At 65.5% G+C, this 15,605-nt stretch carries 15 protein-coding genes; 7 read left to right on the top strand and 8 right to left on the bottom strand.

The window, feature by feature from the left end; all coding sequences use genetic code 11:
• The 6 genes from BST44_RS03775 to BST44_RS03750 all read left to right on the top strand — a co-directional run bounded on the left by BST44_RS03775 (window position 1) and on the right by BST44_RS03750 (window position 5,814).
• A complete protein-coding gene (locus BST44_RS03775; protein WP_011724919.1) occupies window positions 1-1,491 on the top strand; it encodes an aldehyde dehydrogenase in 1,491 nt (496 codons plus the stop codon).
• A 19-nt stretch (window positions 1,492-1,510) separates the two neighbouring features.
• Window positions 1,511-2,101, top strand: coding sequence for a flavin reductase family protein (locus tag BST44_RS03770; RefSeq protein ID WP_011724918.1), 591 nt, complete (start codon window positions 1,511-1,513; stop codon window positions 2,099-2,101).
• Window positions 2,101-3,264, top strand: a complete 1,164-nt coding sequence (locus tag BST44_RS03765) for an acyl-CoA dehydrogenase family protein (RefSeq protein ID WP_033722641.1) — start codon at window positions 2,101-2,103, stop codon at window positions 3,262-3,264. The genes BST44_RS03770 and BST44_RS03765 overlap by 1 nt, the downstream gene beginning before the upstream one ends.
• Window positions 3,265-3,275: 11 nt before the next feature.
• Complete coding sequence (locus BST44_RS03760) at window positions 3,276-4,208, top strand: TIGR03619 family F420-dependent LLM class oxidoreductase (protein WP_011724916.1); 933 nt, start codon at window positions 3,276-3,278, stop codon at window positions 4,206-4,208.
• A gap of 11 nt (window positions 4,209-4,219) precedes the next feature.
• The gene (locus BST44_RS03755) at window positions 4,220-4,969 is read left to right on the top strand and encodes an alpha/beta fold hydrolase (protein ID WP_011724915.1); all 750 of its coding nucleotides are present in this window, start codon (window positions 4,220-4,222) and stop codon (window positions 4,967-4,969) included.
• 131 nt (window positions 4,970-5,100) lie between these two features.
• On the top strand, window positions 5,101-5,814 hold the full coding sequence (locus BST44_RS03750; RefSeq protein ID WP_263426360.1) for a thioesterase family protein: 714 nt from the start codon (window positions 5,101-5,103) through the stop codon (window positions 5,812-5,814).
• 161 nt (window positions 5,815-5,975) lie between these two features.
• Here BST44_RS03750 and BST44_RS03745 read toward each other — a convergent pair whose 3' ends face one another.
• Genes BST44_RS03745 through BST44_RS03715 form a run of 7 tightly spaced genes read right to left on the bottom strand, consistent with a single transcriptional unit; the run spans window position 5,976 to window position 13,289 of the window.
• Window positions 5,976-6,773 carry an alpha/beta fold hydrolase gene (locus BST44_RS03745; protein WP_011724913.1) on the bottom strand — a complete coding sequence of 266 codons (798 nt, stop codon included), beginning with the start codon at window positions 6,771-6,773 and terminating at the stop codon, window positions 5,976-5,978.
• Between the two features lie 46 nt (window positions 6,774-6,819).
• The gene (locus BST44_RS03740) at window positions 6,820-7,575 is read right to left on the bottom strand and encodes an enoyl-CoA hydratase (RefSeq protein ID WP_011724912.1); all 756 of its coding nucleotides are present in this window, start codon (window positions 7,573-7,575) and stop codon (window positions 6,820-6,822) included.
• A 10-nt stretch (window positions 7,576-7,585) separates the two neighbouring features.
• Window positions 7,586-8,728 carry an acyl-CoA dehydrogenase family protein gene (locus BST44_RS03735; protein WP_047322068.1) on the bottom strand — a complete coding sequence of 381 codons (1,143 nt, stop codon included), beginning with the start codon at window positions 8,726-8,728 and terminating at the stop codon, window positions 7,586-7,588.
• Between the two features lie 9 nt (window positions 8,729-8,737).
• The gene (locus tag BST44_RS03730) at window positions 8,738-10,063 is read right to left on the bottom strand and encodes an FAS1-like dehydratase domain-containing protein (protein ID WP_011724910.1); all 1,326 of its coding nucleotides are present in this window, start codon (window positions 10,061-10,063) and stop codon (window positions 8,738-8,740) included.
• 8 nt (window positions 10,064-10,071) lie between these two features.
• Window positions 10,072-10,923, bottom strand: a complete 852-nt coding sequence (locus BST44_RS03725) for a mycofactocin-coupled SDR family oxidoreductase (protein ID WP_011724909.1) — start codon at window positions 10,921-10,923, stop codon at window positions 10,072-10,074.
• Window position 10,924: 1 nt separating this feature from the next.
• Window positions 10,925-11,734, bottom strand: coding sequence for a crotonase/enoyl-CoA hydratase family protein (locus BST44_RS03720; protein WP_011724908.1), 810 nt, complete (start codon window positions 11,732-11,734; stop codon window positions 10,925-10,927).
• A 37-nt stretch (window positions 11,735-11,771) separates the two neighbouring features.
• Window positions 11,772-13,289: a class I adenylate-forming enzyme family protein gene (locus tag BST44_RS03715; protein ID WP_011724907.1), complete on the bottom strand. Its 1,518-nt coding sequence runs from the start codon at window positions 13,287-13,289 to the stop codon at window positions 11,772-11,774.
• Between the two features lie 93 nt (window positions 13,290-13,382).
• Between BST44_RS03715 and BST44_RS03710 the strand changes: the two genes are divergently transcribed.
• Complete coding sequence (locus BST44_RS03710) at window positions 13,383-14,390, top strand: acyl-CoA dehydrogenase family protein (RefSeq protein WP_011724906.1); 1,008 nt, start codon at window positions 13,383-13,385, stop codon at window positions 14,388-14,390.
• A 3-nt stretch (window positions 14,391-14,393) separates the two neighbouring features.
• Here BST44_RS03710 and BST44_RS03705 read toward each other — a convergent pair whose 3' ends face one another.
• On the bottom strand, window positions 14,394-15,584 hold the full coding sequence (locus BST44_RS03705) for an acyl-CoA dehydrogenase family protein (protein ID WP_009953797.1): 1,191 nt from the start codon (window positions 15,582-15,584) through the stop codon (window positions 14,394-14,396).
• Window positions 15,585-15,605: the final 21 nt, after the last annotated feature.

Genomic DNA, 15,605 nt, shown 5'->3' with positions numbered 1-15,605 from the left:
ATGACCGACACCGCGACCGAGACGTTGGTCCAGTTCGACCTCCTGATTGGGGGCGAATCATCCTCCGCTGCGTCGGGATTGACCTACGACAGCGTTGATCCCTTCACTGGCAGGCCCTGGGCGCGCGTGCCCAATGCCGCGGCGGCCGATGTGGATCGCGCCGTCGGCGCCGCCCGTGCCGCGCTGAATGGACCGTGGGGTGCGCTCACTGCGACCGCCCGCGGCAAGCTACTGCACCGACTCGGTGAGATCATCGCACGCGAAGCCGACCAGCTCGCCGAACTCGAGGTGCGTGACGGCGGCAAGCTGGTTCGCGAAATGGTCGGCCAGATGCGGTCGCTGCCGGATTACTACTTTTACTATGGCGGGCTGGCAGACAAGCTGCAGGGCGACGTCATACCGGTGGACAAGCCCAACTACTTCGTCTACACCCGCCATGAGCCCGTCGGCGTGGTCGGCGCGATCACGCCCTGGAACTCACCGCTACTGCTGTTGACCTGGAAGTTGGCCGCCGGGCTGGCCGCGGGTTGCACGTTCGTCGTCAAGCCAAGCGATCACACCCCGACGTCGACATTGGCGTTCGCAAAGCTGTTCGCCGAGGCCGGTTTTCCGCCGGGCGTGATCAACGTCGTCACCGGCTGGGGACCGGAGACGGGTGCCGCGCTGGCGTCGCACCCGGGCGTCGACAAGGTCGCGTTCACCGGGTCGACGGCCACCGGCATTCACGTCGGCAAGGCCGCGATCGAGAACATGACCCGGTTCTCACTCGAACTCGGCGGCAAGTCGGCGCAAGTGGTGTTCGCCGATGCTGACCTCGACGCCGCGGCCAACGGGGTGATCGCCGGCGTCTTCGCCGCCACCGGCCAGACGTGTCTGGCGGGCTCGCGCCTGCTGGTAGACCGCAGCGTCGCGGACGCGTTGGTGGAGAAGATCGTCGCGCGGGCGGCGACCATCAAACTGGGCGACCCGAAGGACCCGACGACCGAGATGGGTCCGGTGTCCAACTTGCCGCAGTACGAAAAGGTGCTGTCGCACTTCGCTTCCGCACGTGAGCAGGGGGCGACGGTCGCCTACGGCGGCGAGCCCGCCAGCGACCTCGGCGGGTTCTTCGTCAAGCCAACGGTGCTGACCGGCGTCGACCCGTCGATGCGGGCCGTCGCCGAGGAGATCTTCGGACCCGTGCTGGCGGTGATGACCTTCGAAGACGAAGACGAAGCCGTCGCCGCGGCCAACGGCACCGAGTTCGGACTGGCCGCGGCTGTGTGGACCAAGGACGTCCACCGCGCGCACCGGGTGGCCGCCAAGCTGCGGGCCGGCACGGTGTGGGTCAACGCTTATCGAGTCGTCGCGCCTCATGTTCCGTTCGGTGGCATCGGCTACAGCGGCATCGGACGGGAGAACGGCATCGACGCCGTGAAGGACTTCACCGAGACCAAAGCGGTCTGGGTGGAGCTGTCCGGAGAGACTCGCGACCCGTTCACGCTCGGCTGAATCGACAAAAGGGAAAGACATGACGCTGAATCTCGCGGCCGCCGACAAGGTGCTGGCCGGACTGCGGCCGTTTCCGGTGGCGGTCACCACGATTGACGGCGGTTTCGCTAATGGGCTGATGTCGCTGTCGGCGGGCTCGGCCAGCATCGTGCCGGAGCTGCCACGCGCGACCGTCAGCCTGACCAAATACAATAGGACGCACGACATGCTGGTGAACTCCGGCATTTTCGTGATGCACATGCTGTCGGCCGGCCCGCACGAGATCGAGAAGTCGATGGAGATCCTGATGACTCTCGGCGGCAGCTCGGGCCGGGACGGTGACAAGATCTCCAAGCTGCGGAGCAAGCCGGGCGTCACTGGTGCGCCGATCCTGCTTGACGCACACAGCTACGTGGAATGCCGCATCACGGGGTCGCTGGACAACGACGAGAACACCATCTTTGTTGGTGACGTCGTCGCCGCGGAGGTGTTCAGCTCCGAACAGCGGCTGCGGATCGGTGAGGCATGGGGCAAGTTGCCGCACGAGTGGATCGAGCAGTACGAGGCCAACCACGAGCCGCAGCTGCAGAGTGCACGCGACCTGCGGGCTGCTGCTGCGGCACGGGTCTGATGTCCGAAGGGCCTTCTGGCGCATGGCAGCTGCCGGAAGAATTGGTGATGCTGCGCGATACGGTGCGGCGGTTCATGGATGCGCATGTGCATCCCGTCGAGGAGAAGCTGGACCACGACACAGTCGGGCTACCCCGCGAACAGCTCGTCGCGCTGCAGGCAAAAGCCAGGGAGGCCGGACTGTGGTCACTGCAGACGCCCGAGGAGTACGGCGGCGCCGGGCTCAGTGTCCTCGGCCAAGTGGTGGTCGCCGAGGAGGCAGCGAAATGCCGGATGGGGGCCTTCTTTCCGGCCCTCGGAGCCTTCGGCGGCAACCCCCCCAACATTATGTTCAAGGCGACACCCGAACAGTTCGAGAAGTACGCCCGACCTGTCATCGATGGGATCATGTCCAAGGCGTACACCGCGATCACCGAGGCTTCCGGTGGGTCGGATCCGGCGCGGGCGATCAAGCTCAAGGCGACGCGTGACGGCAGCAGCTACCTGCTCAACGGCTCGAAGATGTGGATTTCACATGCTCCCGATGCCGATTGGGGGGTGGTGTATGCCCGCACCGGTGAGGGGCGCCATGGTATCTCGGCTTTCATTCTCGAAAAGGGCACCCCAGGAGTCACGTTCAGCCGGATCCCCGTGATGGCGTCCTTCGCCCCTTACGAGCTGCACTTCGATAACGTTCGGCTCCCGGCCGAACAGCTGATCGGCGAAGAGGGACAGGGCTTTTCGTTAGCCGGGGAGTTCCTGGTGCACGGCCGCATCGTGTACGCCGCCGGGCCGATCGGCATTGCGCAGAGCGCGCTGGACATGGCCTGCCGATGGGCCAGGGACCGAGACGTGTTCGGCGGCAGGCTGGCTGACAAGCAGGGCATCCAGTGGATGCTGGTGGACAGTGAGGTAGACCTGCGGGCCGCACGGCTGCTGATGTACCAGGCCGCATCGAACGCCGACCTCGGACGCGACGTCCGGGTGGATGCGTCGGTGGCCAAGATGTTCGGAACCGAAGCAGCCTACCGAGTTCTGGATCGGTGCATCCAGATTCACGGCGCGCTGGGAATCTCTACCGAACTGCCGCTGGAGCGATGGTTTCGCGACCTGCGCGTCAAGCGTCTGGGCGAAGGTGCGACGGAAGTCCAGCGCGAGATCATCGCGCGATCGCTGGTGCGATAGCCGCGGCGACAATGGAGCTGAAAGGGACCGAAGTGCGATACAACCTGATGTTTCCGATGCGGGCCGTCAAGCACTGGAACCGCTGGTGCGAAGGCGCCGGTATCGGGGACGTCGCACGACTGGTGGAAGAGGCCGGCTTCGATGGCTTTTCCATGTCCGAACACCCCTATCCGGATCGGGAGTGGCTGGCCCGCGGCGGCCACCACGCCTTCGACCCGTTTGTGTCGCTGAGCTTCGCGGCGGGCGCCACAACCCGCGTCAGGTTGATGACTTACATCTTGGTATCGGGTTATCGCAGTCCGTACCTGACGGCAAAGGCCGCAGCGAGTTTCGATCTGCTCTCGGGTGGTCGGTTCACATTGGGCACCGGGGCCGGCTATCTCAAGGCCGAATTCGAAGCGCTAGGAGCCGATTTCGATCGGCGAGGCGCACTGCTCGACGAGGCGATCGCGGCGTGGAAGGCGACGTGGGCGGGCGTCGATCATGCCGGGCCGGAGTTCGGGGTGAGCGGTCACGTCGCGCTGCCGCCGCCGCTGACGACGGGTGGTCCCCCTATCTGGATCGGCGGCAACGGCGCCGCCGCGCAACGCCGTGTCGTCGAGGTCGCCGACGGCTGGATGCCGATGGCCGCGTCGGGCGAGATGGCCGCGATCACCCGCGCCCGCCCACTCGAGGACATCGACACGCTTGGTGACTGGATCGCGAGGGTGAACAAGCAGCGGGCGGAAGCGGGCCGCGGCGCTGCTGACGTCGCCTTCGTTCCGTTCGAAGCGCACCTGCTCGCCAGCGGCAACTGCGAGAGATTCTGCGCCGCGGTGCAGCCGCGGCTGGACGCCTACGCCGAGGCGGGTGTCACGTGGATCACCATCGAGCCGGCCAGCAGGAGCTACACAGACTTCCGGACCGACATCGACATGCTGAGCTCCCAGTTGATCAACCGATGAAAGGCTCTACGATGGCGCTGCCCGACCTGGTGCTCGTGCACGGCGGCGAGCACGCCGGTGACTGCTGGGATCTCGTCATCGCCGAATTGCGCCGCCAGGAACCCGGATTGCGCACTCTCGCAGTGGATCTGCCCGGACACGGCAACAAGCCAGGCGACCTCGCGACCGTCACGATCGCCGATTGGGTGGACTCTGTCATCGCGGACATCGAGGAAGCGGGTCTCGGTGACATCGTGATCGTGGGCCACTCGATGGCGGGTGTGACCGTCCCCGGCGTCGTCGCCAAACTCGGTTCATCACGAGTCCGTGAGATGGTTCTCGCAACGGCATTCGTACCGCCTCAGGGTTCGGCCATCGCGGACACGCTCGGTGGCCCGCTGGCGGTCTTCGCGCGGCGCGCCGCCCGAATCGGCAGACCCATGAAGATTCCGGCACCGGCGGCGCGGTGGGCGTTCTGCAACGGCATGACCGCCGCGCAGCGCCGACTGACGATGTCGAAGTTGCAGGCTGAATCCGCGCGGGTACCCGGGGAGCCGGTGGATCGCAGCGGACTGCCCGCCGATGTGCCGCGCACCTGGATATTGACCACCCGAGACCGCGCCCTGTCGGTGGCGTCGCAGCACGCGAGCATCGCCGCGCTCGGCGGCGTGGAAACCGTCATCCCGGTTGATGCCTGCCACGAGGTGATGTTCAGCCATCCAGAACGATTGGCACAGATACTGATCGAGCGATGCCGGTTACGGGGGGTAGGGATCAGGTGACGGATTCATCGCCAAAGGCCGCCCGGCCTGCGCCGACGTGCTTCTTCGTCACCGACGGAAAATACTATGTGCCTACTCCTTTGGCGAGAGGGCCATGGGGTCCGTCGCTCAGCGGCAATTACATCGGTGGGTTGTTGGGGCGAGCGGTCGAGCAAGAAGTCGACGATGTCGACCTTCAGCCCGCCCGGCTGACCGTCGACCTGCTCAGGCCGGTGGCGCTGCAACCACTGCAGATGCATTCCTCGGTTGTGCGTGACGGCCGCCGACTTCGACTGGTCGACGCGGTCATGACTCAGAACGACGTGATCGTGGCGCGGGCCAGCGCATTGTTCCTCCGCCGCAGTGAGCACGCCGTGGACACCGTGTGGACGTCACCCGTCACGATGCCCGCAGTGCCGGCGGAGCCCGACGTGCTGAATGACGATGTCCCAATGGTGTTTCACTCGTTCGGCCGGGACCCAGTCGCGGGGAGTCCGGGTGTCGGCATCAAAGAGTGGCGACACCACGGCCAGAAATTCGCGTGGATGCGGGAGACGAAGTTTCTCGTCGATGACGAGCCATTATCGCCTTTCACTCGCGCCGTCATGGCCGGAGACGTCACCAGTTCGCTAACCCATTGGGGTACTGAGGGATTGCAGTTCATCAACGCCGACTACACGATCACGCTCAGTCGCCTGCCGGAAGGTGTCTACATCGGATTGGCGTCGGTGACCCACTACAGCCATGCGGGGGTCGCCACTGGGGTGGCGACCCTGTTTGACGAAACCGGGCCGATCGGCAGCGGGATGGCAACGGCGTTGTCGAACCCGGGATTCACGCCACCACCGTCAATGGTGGTGAGCTGACCGGAGCTCAGGTGATGGCACTTCGAGCTTCAGTTCGATCAAGTCGTGTACTTGATGTGCGTCGATACCTCCCTGCGGCGCACAAGCATTGCCCTGGAAATGCTGGGCACGCACCATCTCGGCTGCCGGCTCTGGAACCGTGATCATTGGGGCTTAACCGCTCATCCGTTGCGGATCGCCTCAGCGAGTTTCGCGGGCGCATCGATCATGACAAAGGCGGAGCAATCCGGGATCTCGATCAACGCGGCATGTGGAAACGCGTCGCGTAGCCGGCGAGCATGGTCGAGGGGGAACAGTTTATCCTCGGTGCCCCATGTCAATGTGACGGGTCTGTCGAACGCCTTGATCGCAGGTGCGGCACGCAGAGTCAGCGCCGGATCCAGTGAGGCGGTCACCATGACCGCGTCGCGACGGGCCGCTCCGCTGGTGGCGAACGCACCGAAGATCTCCCGTTGCCGCTCGCGGGAGGGCGGGTGCTTGGACACCGCCTTCAGGAAGAAGCTCTGCCCTGGTCCAGTGGCCAACAGGCGGACAATTCCTCCACCCACCCGGGAGCTGAGACGGCACAGCTTGACGATCTGAGCGAAGGAGCCAGGCGGAAAGTGTTCGTAGCTATCGCAATTGGTGAGTACCAGACGGGCGATGCGGGATGTGTCCAGACCTGGATCGCCCAGCGATGCCAGCACCAGTCCACCACCGGTGTCGTTGGCCACCACGGTGACGTCGGTCAGATCGAGGGCTTCCATGAAGTGGACGATGCGCCGCGCTGCCGCCTCAGCGCCCAGGTCGGCGCCGCCGGTGGGGGTGCTGTGGGCGCCCAGCGGCCAGGTCGGCGCGATGCAGTGGAAGCCCTCCCCTAGTTCAGCCACGACGTCGTTCCACACCGCGCCGGTGACATAGACGCCGTGGACGAAAAGGATCGTCGAACCCGTTCCGCTGTCGGTATATTCGATGTCCAAGTTGTCTACTCGTACTGTCTGGGTTGTCACGTCGACTCTCCTGTGCTCAGTGGCCACGAAAATTTGGGGTGCGCCGCTCGCGGAAGGCGCGTGCCCCTTCTCTGAAGTCAGCGGTCTCGACCAACGCCAACTGCCCCTCGGCTTCGATAGCTTGCACCGGCTCGAGCTCGGCCAGGGTCGCTGCGGCCAGCGCACGCTTCGTCCAGCCGAACGCCAACGTTGGACCGCCGGAGACCGACCGCAGCACGTCGGTCAGCACCGACTCGTATTCGTCCGCGGAAGTGATGTGCGAGATCATCCCCCATTCAAATGCGGTTGCAGCGGAGATCTTTTCCGCGGTCATGGCCATGCGAGAGGTGCGCGCTCGACCAATCAGCAATGGCAGCAGCGCGGACGCACCCCCGTCCGGCATCAGCCCGACCCGGGTAAAGGCCAACTGAAAGTACGACGCTGGCGCGGCCACCACCAGATCGCAGGCGAGCGCCAGCGAACACCCGAAGCCAACGGCCGCTCCATGGACACCGGCGATCACCGGCTTGGGTAGCGAGGTGATCGCCCGGACCACCCGGTTGGCGGCATCAGCGGCGCCCGCAGTGTCACCGCCGGTCAGGTCGCCGCCGGAACAGAATGCTCGACCGGCACCGGTGAGCAGCACCGCGCGGACCGATTCGTCTGCCTCGGCATCGCGAATGTGAACCGACAACTCCTCGAGCATGGGGGTGTCGACGGCGTTGAGCTTCTCCGGTCGGTCCAGCCGGATCCGCAGCACCGCGCCGTCGTGCTCGACCGAGATGCCGTTCATCGCAACGGGATCATAGGCCGAGGTCGCGTCCGATGATGTCCTTCATGATCTCGGTGGTGCCACCGAAGATCGTCATGATGCGATTGTCCATATAGTCGCGCGCGACGCGGTATTCCGTCATATAGCCATAGCCGCCGTGCAACTGCACGCAGCCATCGATCACCTTCTTGGCGGTCTCGGTGCACCACCATTTTGCCTTCGATGCCTCGACTGCGGTGAGTTCCCCGTCCACTACCGCCCGGAGGCACCTGTCGATGTATTGCTCGCCGATCTCGAGCTCGGTGTCCATCTCGGCCAACAGGAATCGGTTGTGCTGGAAGCTGCCGATCGACTGGCCGAAAGCCTTGCGGTCCTTGGCGTATTGCAAGGTCTGCCGCCAGGTCTCGCGTGCGCCGGCGATGGCTGAGATGGCGATGGACAACCGTTCCGAAGGAAGGTTGTGCATCAGGTGGTAGAAGCCGCGTCCCTCTTTGCCCAGCAGGTTCGCCGATGGCACCCGAACGTTCTCGAAGGCCAGCTCGGCGGTGTCCTGGTAATGCAACCCCATCTTTTCGAGCTTGCGGCCGCGGCTGAAGCCCTCCATGCCTGCCTCGACCACGAGCAATGTGAAGCCCTTGTGGCCGGCCTCGGGGTCTGTGCGGCATACCACCACTACCAGATCGCAGTTGATGCCGGACGAGATGAATGTCTTGGCGCCGTTGATGATCCAGTCGTCACCGTCGCGGACGGCCGAGGTGCGGATCCCGGCCAGGTCGCTGCCCGCGCCAGGCTCGGTCATCGCTACGGCGACGATCAGTTCGCCGCTGATGATGCCCGGCAGCCAGCGCTCCTTCTGCTCATCGTTGGCCAACGACGAGAAGTACGGGCCCACAACGTCATTTTGCAGGCTCAACGACGGCGACGGCCCTCCGTATCGGGCGATCTCCTCGTCGATGACCGCGTTGAACCGGAAGTCGTCGACTCCCCCGCCGCCGTACTGCTCGGGCATGTTGAACCCGATCAACCCGTATTTGCCGGCGGCGACGAACGCCGAGCGGTCGACGATGCGGTCGGCTTCCCAACGCTCGGCGTTTGGCACGAGTTCACGCTCGATGAACTGCCGGACCGTCTCGCGGAATGCCTCGTGCTCCGGCTCCAGAACGAGTCTTTTCATGTGGTGATCTCACTCTCCATACAGTCGTCGCATTTCTTCACCGACTTTGCCAGAAACTCGCGAAACGACCTGCGCTCCCCGCCTTCGCAGATCGGCATCCGGGATCGGCAGCACAACAGCACCGGTCGCCTTCGACGGCAGCAACACCTTGGCGGTGCCTCGCGTGGTGGTTTCGCCCCTTTGGCTGGTGGCGAAGACGTCCAGCGACACTGGGTCTTCAGCCCCCTCGCCCTTTGAGGTGACCGTGCCAGTGCAGCGGTGCACGTCTCCGTGGTAGTTGAAGCCGCGTAGTTGCAGATCCATCTCAGCCAGCCAGCCGTCGTCACCGATCCAGTTGGTCAGCAGGTGGCTTACCCACGCCGCGCGCATCTGACCATAGTCGTACGGCGCCGGAATACCAAGTGCCTGAGCGCGTTCGGCATCCCAGTGCAGTCGCTGCACGACGTCGGGGACGCCATACTCATCCGGCTGGTAGAAAGCGGGCATCCGCTTGCGTAATTGGTGGGCGAATTTCAGCGGCCCCACGCCGTAGCCGCCCCAGCCCCACCCCATGTGCATCGAGATGATGTCGACGACAGTCAACGGGCCCTTGATGATTCCGGGGAGTTCGTCGCCCACCGAGACGTCCTCCCACCACTGGGGATCAGCGCCTCGCCGTCGCTCTGCCTCGTACTCCTCCTCGACCTGGGCGAACTCCTCGGGAGTCCAGTGCTTGCGCGCAATGTCCTTGAGCTTCCCGGACTTCTTCGAACCCTGGCGCTCGGCGTTGATGTAGGACTCGTCGCGGGTCGCGATCGGGTTGCCGTCGATGTCGACGTAGAGGTAACGGAAGGTTTCCTTGACCGAACGCCCACCGGAGAATTCACTTTCCTTCACCTGGACGTCGAGGGTGTAGTTCTCCGCTAAGACCGGCCTGCCCGCGTAGATCGGGCGGTACCACGTCCACTTCACCCCCGAGTAGTACTTACCAGTTCCGCGAAACAGACCGCGGAACAGCTTCTTCCGCTCCGGATCGGTGAACTTGGGGGTCTGATCCAGGCCCGTCGCGATCGGGAAGGTCGGCGATGCGATCTGTCCGTGCCAGCGTGTCGACAGCCCGTACGTCGGGTCGTGGAACAACGGGTTGTCGTCACCGCAGCCGAAGGCGAAGTGCGTGATGGCGTCGGCCGACGGCAGCTTGTTCCACGCTTCGTCGCGCTGGTGAACGGGAATTCCGATCTGCCCTTTGGCGCGTTCGATGTCCTCGTCGGTGATGCGGCCCTCTTCGGCGGCCAGATCATCCCCCGTCGCTTCGCTCGCCCCCGCGTCGGCACTGGGCTTTTGGGTGGTGGTCATCGGTCCTCCTAGAACTTCAGCATTGCGCCGGCGTCGACCTTGAACTGCAGGCCCGTGACATACCGGGACTCGTCAGAGGCCAAGAAACAGACCGCGTTCGAGATATCCGAGGCTTCGACGTAGGGGGTGGGCATCGCCTGCATGGCGGGGAAGGCCAGCAGGGCGTCGGCGCGGCTCGGCGCCTCGAGGTCAGGTCGGAACTGCCGGTACATCGGCGCACTGTTGAGCATGTCGGTGTTCACGTTCGTCGGATGAATGACGTTGGCGCGGATGGATTGTGGGGCGAGCTGTGCGGCGAGCTGCAAGGTGTAGGAATCCACCAGCTGCTTGGCGTAGCTGTAGCCCGCGCCGCCCGGGCCCTGCGGGCCGCCGGCGCCGGGGGGCTGGGCGGCTGCGATGAGGCCGGCGACCGATCCGGTGGTGATGATCGACGCGCCGGACGTCAGGTACGGCAGCGCGGCGTGGACGGTGTTGATGACGCCGACGAAGTCGACGTCGAAGGCATCGGCGAAGGCCTGAACCGGCAGATGAGCGCCCAGCGGGCAGATGCCGGCATTGGCAACTACCACGTCGAGTTTGCCGAATTCGGCGACCGCGTTGGCGAGTTCGCGGCTCACGGCCGCCCGGTCTCGCACGTCGACCTCGGCGGTGTAGGCCTTGCGGCCGGTCTTCTCCACCTCCAGACCGGCTTCCTCGAGATCACGCGATGTCGCCAGTGGGTATTCGTTGGTCTCGATGTCGTGACAGATGTCGAAGAGGATGATGTCAGCGCCCTCCTCGGCCAGCTTGACGGCGTGGCTGCGGCCCTGACCGCGGGCTCCTCCGGTAACCAGAACCACTTTGTCCTGCACTCGACCCATTTCAGCGTGCCTTCCATACGGGTTGACGCTTCTCTGCGAAGGCCAACGGACCTTCCTTGGCGTCCTCAGACTTCAGCAACTCGGTGAATTCGCGAATCGTGCGTTCCCACTTGGGTTCCTCCGCGCCGATGATCCCGTCGTCGGCACCGTAGGCGACCCGCTTGCTGGCTTGCACCGACAACGGCGCGTTGCACGTGATCCGCTCGGCGAGTGCCAGGGCGGCTTCCACGACGGTGCCGTCCGGCACGACCTCATTAATCAGGCCCCACCGCAAGGCGTCGGAGGCTGTCATCGGCTCACCTGTTAACACCAACTCCAGCGCGACCTTGCGCGGCAACTGTTCGACGATCCGGAACACGCCGCCCGCCCCGGCGATCAGGCCGCGCTTCACCTCGGGTAGTCCGAAACTTGCGCTCTCGCAGGCGATCACCAAATCGCTGGCCAGGGCGAGCTCAGAGCCGCCGCCGAGCGCGGTGCCGTTCACTGCGGCGATGGTGGGTTTGTCGATGAAGTGGTGCACGTAACCGGCGAAGCCCCATTCGGGGTGCTCGGCGTGGTAGAGGTTCTCACCCCGTGAGATGGCCTTGAGATCCGCTCCGGCACAGAATGACTTGTCGCCGGCACCGGTGATGACGACGGCCCACACCTCGGGATCGCGCTGCGCCTCCTCGAGCGCGTCACCCACGGCCGTGCTGACCGCGCCGTTGACGGCGTTGCGCGCATCTGGCCGGTCGATGGTGATGAGCGCGACGTTGCCCCGCCGCTCGACGACGGCGGCTTGGCGGGTCACCTCTGTCAGGGTTTCAGCCATAATGTCTCCTTCCGATTGGATTGGCAGTGCCGGAGTTTCAGCCTGCGGCGGCCGGTTGACCGATCGGCACGCCAAGGTCCTCGAGCAGTGCGATTAAACGCCGACGATCGACCTTGAGTGCCGCTCCACGAGGCAACTCGTCGACGACGAAGATGCGGGCCGGCACCTCATAGGGCGTCAGTGTGGCCCGGCAGTGTTCCCGGAGCGCCTCGCCATCGGCGGCGGCGCCTGGGCGCAATTCAACTGCGGCAACCGGAATCTGGCCCAACCGCTGATCCGGCATGGGCGCGACGGCGGCATCTGCCACCGCCGGGTGCGCACGCAATGTGCGGACGACCGTCTCCGGGGACACCTTGAAACCGCCGCGCACGATCACGTCGTCCGCGCGGCCGTCGATGTAGAGGAAACCATCTTCATCGAGATGCCCTAGGTCACTGGTCGTGATCCAGTCTCCGGCGAGGCCGGCCTGCAGTGTGGCGACCTGCAGCCTGCCGGTGACCCCCCGGCTGACCGCAGCGCCATCGTCGGCGACGACCCGCAACCGCACACCGGGAAAGGCGCGTCCGACGCTGCCCCGCTTCTCGGTCCATCGCGTGTGGAAGTCCTTGACCGTCCATCCGGCCACCGCGCCGGAAAACTCGGTCGCCCCATAGACGACGAGGATCGGGATGCCGTAGCGCTCGAAGAACGCATCGACCAACGCTGGGTCGACGGGACTGGTACCCGCATTGATGGCTCGGATGCTCGCCAGGTCCTCCCGCGGAATGTCGGAGTCGAGCACCGATCGCATGGCCGCCGGGGGCAGCCCTGCCACCGCGGGCCGATACTGCTTCACCACGGCGTGCCAACCCGGCACCGTGAATCGATCGAGCATCGCGATCGGCCGGGCCGCGACCAGTGACTGCAACAACGACCAGAGCCCGCCAATGTGCACGATCGGCAACGTCACCAGGCCGACCGCTCCGGTCAGCGGCGGCTTGGTTCTCACTTCCGGACGATCGTTGTGCCGCAACGCCGAAGCCAGGGAGGCCTCGAGCTGCGCGCGGGTCAGCGGGATGCGCTTCGGGGCACCCGTCGTGCCCGAAGTCAGCATCTCGATGGCTACCGCTGGATCGCCGCTCACCGCTTCCGTCGTGCCCCGTACCTGCAGGTCGAGTTCGCCGTCGTCGAGCCTCCAGCCGGTCGCCCCGAGATCGGCGACGACGCGGTTGAACACCTCGTCGGACCACAACGCGGCAGGCGCAAGGACGAAGGGAGCGGCGGACGCCCCGAGGTCGTCGCTTAGCCGGTCCGGCGGCTGGAGCGGGCTGATGGTCACCAACGTACGTCCGCCCCGAAAGATGGCGATGAGCGCCGCGACAGACTCCATTCGATTGGATAGCACGACGGCGACTCGGCCGCCGGTCTGACACCCGGCGGCGGTCAGTTCCCGGTCGATCCGCTCGGTGAGTGACCGAACGGAACCCCAAGACGCCCAGCGTCCGTCGCACTCCAACATGCGGTCGCCGTCGTCGGCGTCCCAGAGCCGTCCCAGCGCATCGTCAATGCTCGTCATCGTGACTTTCCGGATCGACTTCCGCGGCGGATAGCCGTTCTCCTGAACCTAGTGGACATGGTTTACTAGGTCAACTTTGTGAAAGGTTCTGCGATGGACTTCGGCTTGACGGACGAACAGGATCAACTCGCCGCGGCGGAGCGGGCCTGGCTCACCAAAAACGACCCCATCGCCAGGGTCCGCGCGACGCTGGACTCGGCCGCGGTCACCGTCGATCCTGCGGCGGTCGCGCATGCGGCGGAATCGGGTCTTCTGGAGCTGCTCACTCCCGAAATGGGCGGCACCCATGTGGATCTCGCCATCCTCACCGAGGAGCACGGATACGCGGCCAGCTCGCTCCCGGTCGCGGATCTCAATATCGCGGCCTGGCTGCTCGACCACGTCGACTCGCCCGCCGGAGACGGCGAACTGACCGGATTGACGCTCGGTCCCGACGCCCTTCTCGATGGCGATGCGCTGGGGCTGGCTGGTGTCACCCGTCCGGTGCCGATGGCCGCCGATATGGACTCCATCGCGGTGGCAGGCCACGTGGACGACGGCGAGTACCTGGCGGTCCTGAATGCCCCGACGCTGTCGGGCATGTCGACGCTCGACCTGAGCCGTTCGTGGGCACGCGTGGACCTCGACGCGACGATCGCCGACTGGACGCGGCTGCCTGCCGGCACGCTGGCCCTGCTGCGCGACGCTTTGGCGGTGCACCGGGCGTTCGACGCATTGGGCGCGGCGGCCCGACTGCTCGACATGACGGTGTCTTACGCCAAGCAGCGGGAGCAGTTTGGCGCGCCGATCGGGTCGTTCCAGGCAGTCAAGCATCACTGCGCCGACATGGCAGTCGCAGTGGAGGCCGGCCGGGCCACGCTGTGGGCCGCGGCGCTCGCACTGGACACCGCGTCGGCCGCTGCCCGGTCCCGGGCCGCGTCCGCGGCGGCGGCGTACACGAAGTCCGCCGCCGCCAAGGTGGCCGGAACGGCGCTGCAGGTGCACGGCGGCATCGGCTTCACCTGGGAACACGATCTGCATCTGTTCCTGCGCCGGATCAAGGTCGACGAAGCCTTCAACGGAAGCGTCGCCGAACACCGCGCGGCGCTGCTCACGGCTTGACATTCAGCGCCGATCCCGCGGCAGCGCCAAGCCCCGCTCGGCGATCAGGTTGCGCATGATCTCCGAACTGCCGCCGGCGATGGTGTAGGCCCGAGCGTACAACCACTCGTCCTGCCAGCGACCGCCGTCGAGAACGTCCGGGTCGCCCTCCACCAAAACGCCTGCCTCGCCGCCGAGTTCGACTGCGAAGCGTGCCATCTCGAGATTCAGCTCGCTGAACATCAGCTTGGCCATCGCGCCGTCGTGCATGCGCTCGGTGCCACGCAGCCAACGCGTGAGATTGGCGTACGTCAGCGCGGAAAGCGCCTCCACCTCGGCGCTGAACTCGCCGATCCGATCACGAATACGGTCGTTGTCGATCGCGAGGCGACCGTCGACGGTGACGTGCGAGGCGAGTTGCACCAATGCCTCAATGGCCAGCCTCAACTTGACGACCGCGGCGCCCACGCTGGTACGTTCATGCCCCAACGTGGCGTTTGCGATCGCCCAGCCCTGTCCCGGTTCTCCGATCATCGCCTCGGCCGGCACCTCGACGGAATCGAAGAACACCTCGTTGAAGTCCGAGGTGCCGGTCAGCTCGCGCAGCGGGCGCACCGTGATGCCCGGGCTGGACATGTCGAGGATAAACGCACTGATGCCCTTGTGCTTGGGGGCGTCGGAATCGGTGCGCGCCAACAGATATCCGTAGTCGGCCCAGTGTCCGTCGGTGGTCCACACCTTCTGCCCGTTGACGGTATAGGTATCACCGTCGAGAACAGCGCGGGTACGCAGCGACGCCAGATCGCTTCCTGCACCGGGCTCGCTGAACAATTGGCACCACAGCTGTCGACCCGCGCGGATCTCGGGCAGATGCCTGCGGCGCTGGTCATCGGTGCCGTAGTGGATCAGCGCATGCGATGCCAGCGCGTTACCGCTCGGCACGCCCGGCACCGCGGCCCGGGCCAGCTCCTCGCCCACCACGATGGCGTGTTCAGCGGAGCGGTCATCGCGGCCGCCGAACTCCACGGGCCAGTCGGCGCCGACGTAGCCGGCTTCGAACAGACGCGCCGTCCAATCCTGAAGCGCCTTGAGTTCGGCTTCATTCTCAGCGCTGCGCACGCCCGCCCGCGGCGGTATGGGCGGTGCATGCTCCGCAATGAAAGCCCGCACCTCCGCGCGAAAGGCCTCCAGTTCGGGACCCATTCCGTATTCCACGTTTCCGTCTTCCTGTTCGAT

The sequence above is a fragment of the Mycobacterium scrofulaceum genome (genome assembly GCF_002086735.1).
Lineage (GTDB): Bacteria > Actinomycetota > Actinomycetes > Mycobacteriales > Mycobacteriaceae > Mycobacterium > Mycobacterium scrofulaceum.
The sequence above is the reverse complement of the archived record's forward strand: the minus strand, read 5'-3'. Positions and strand labels throughout refer to the sequence as shown.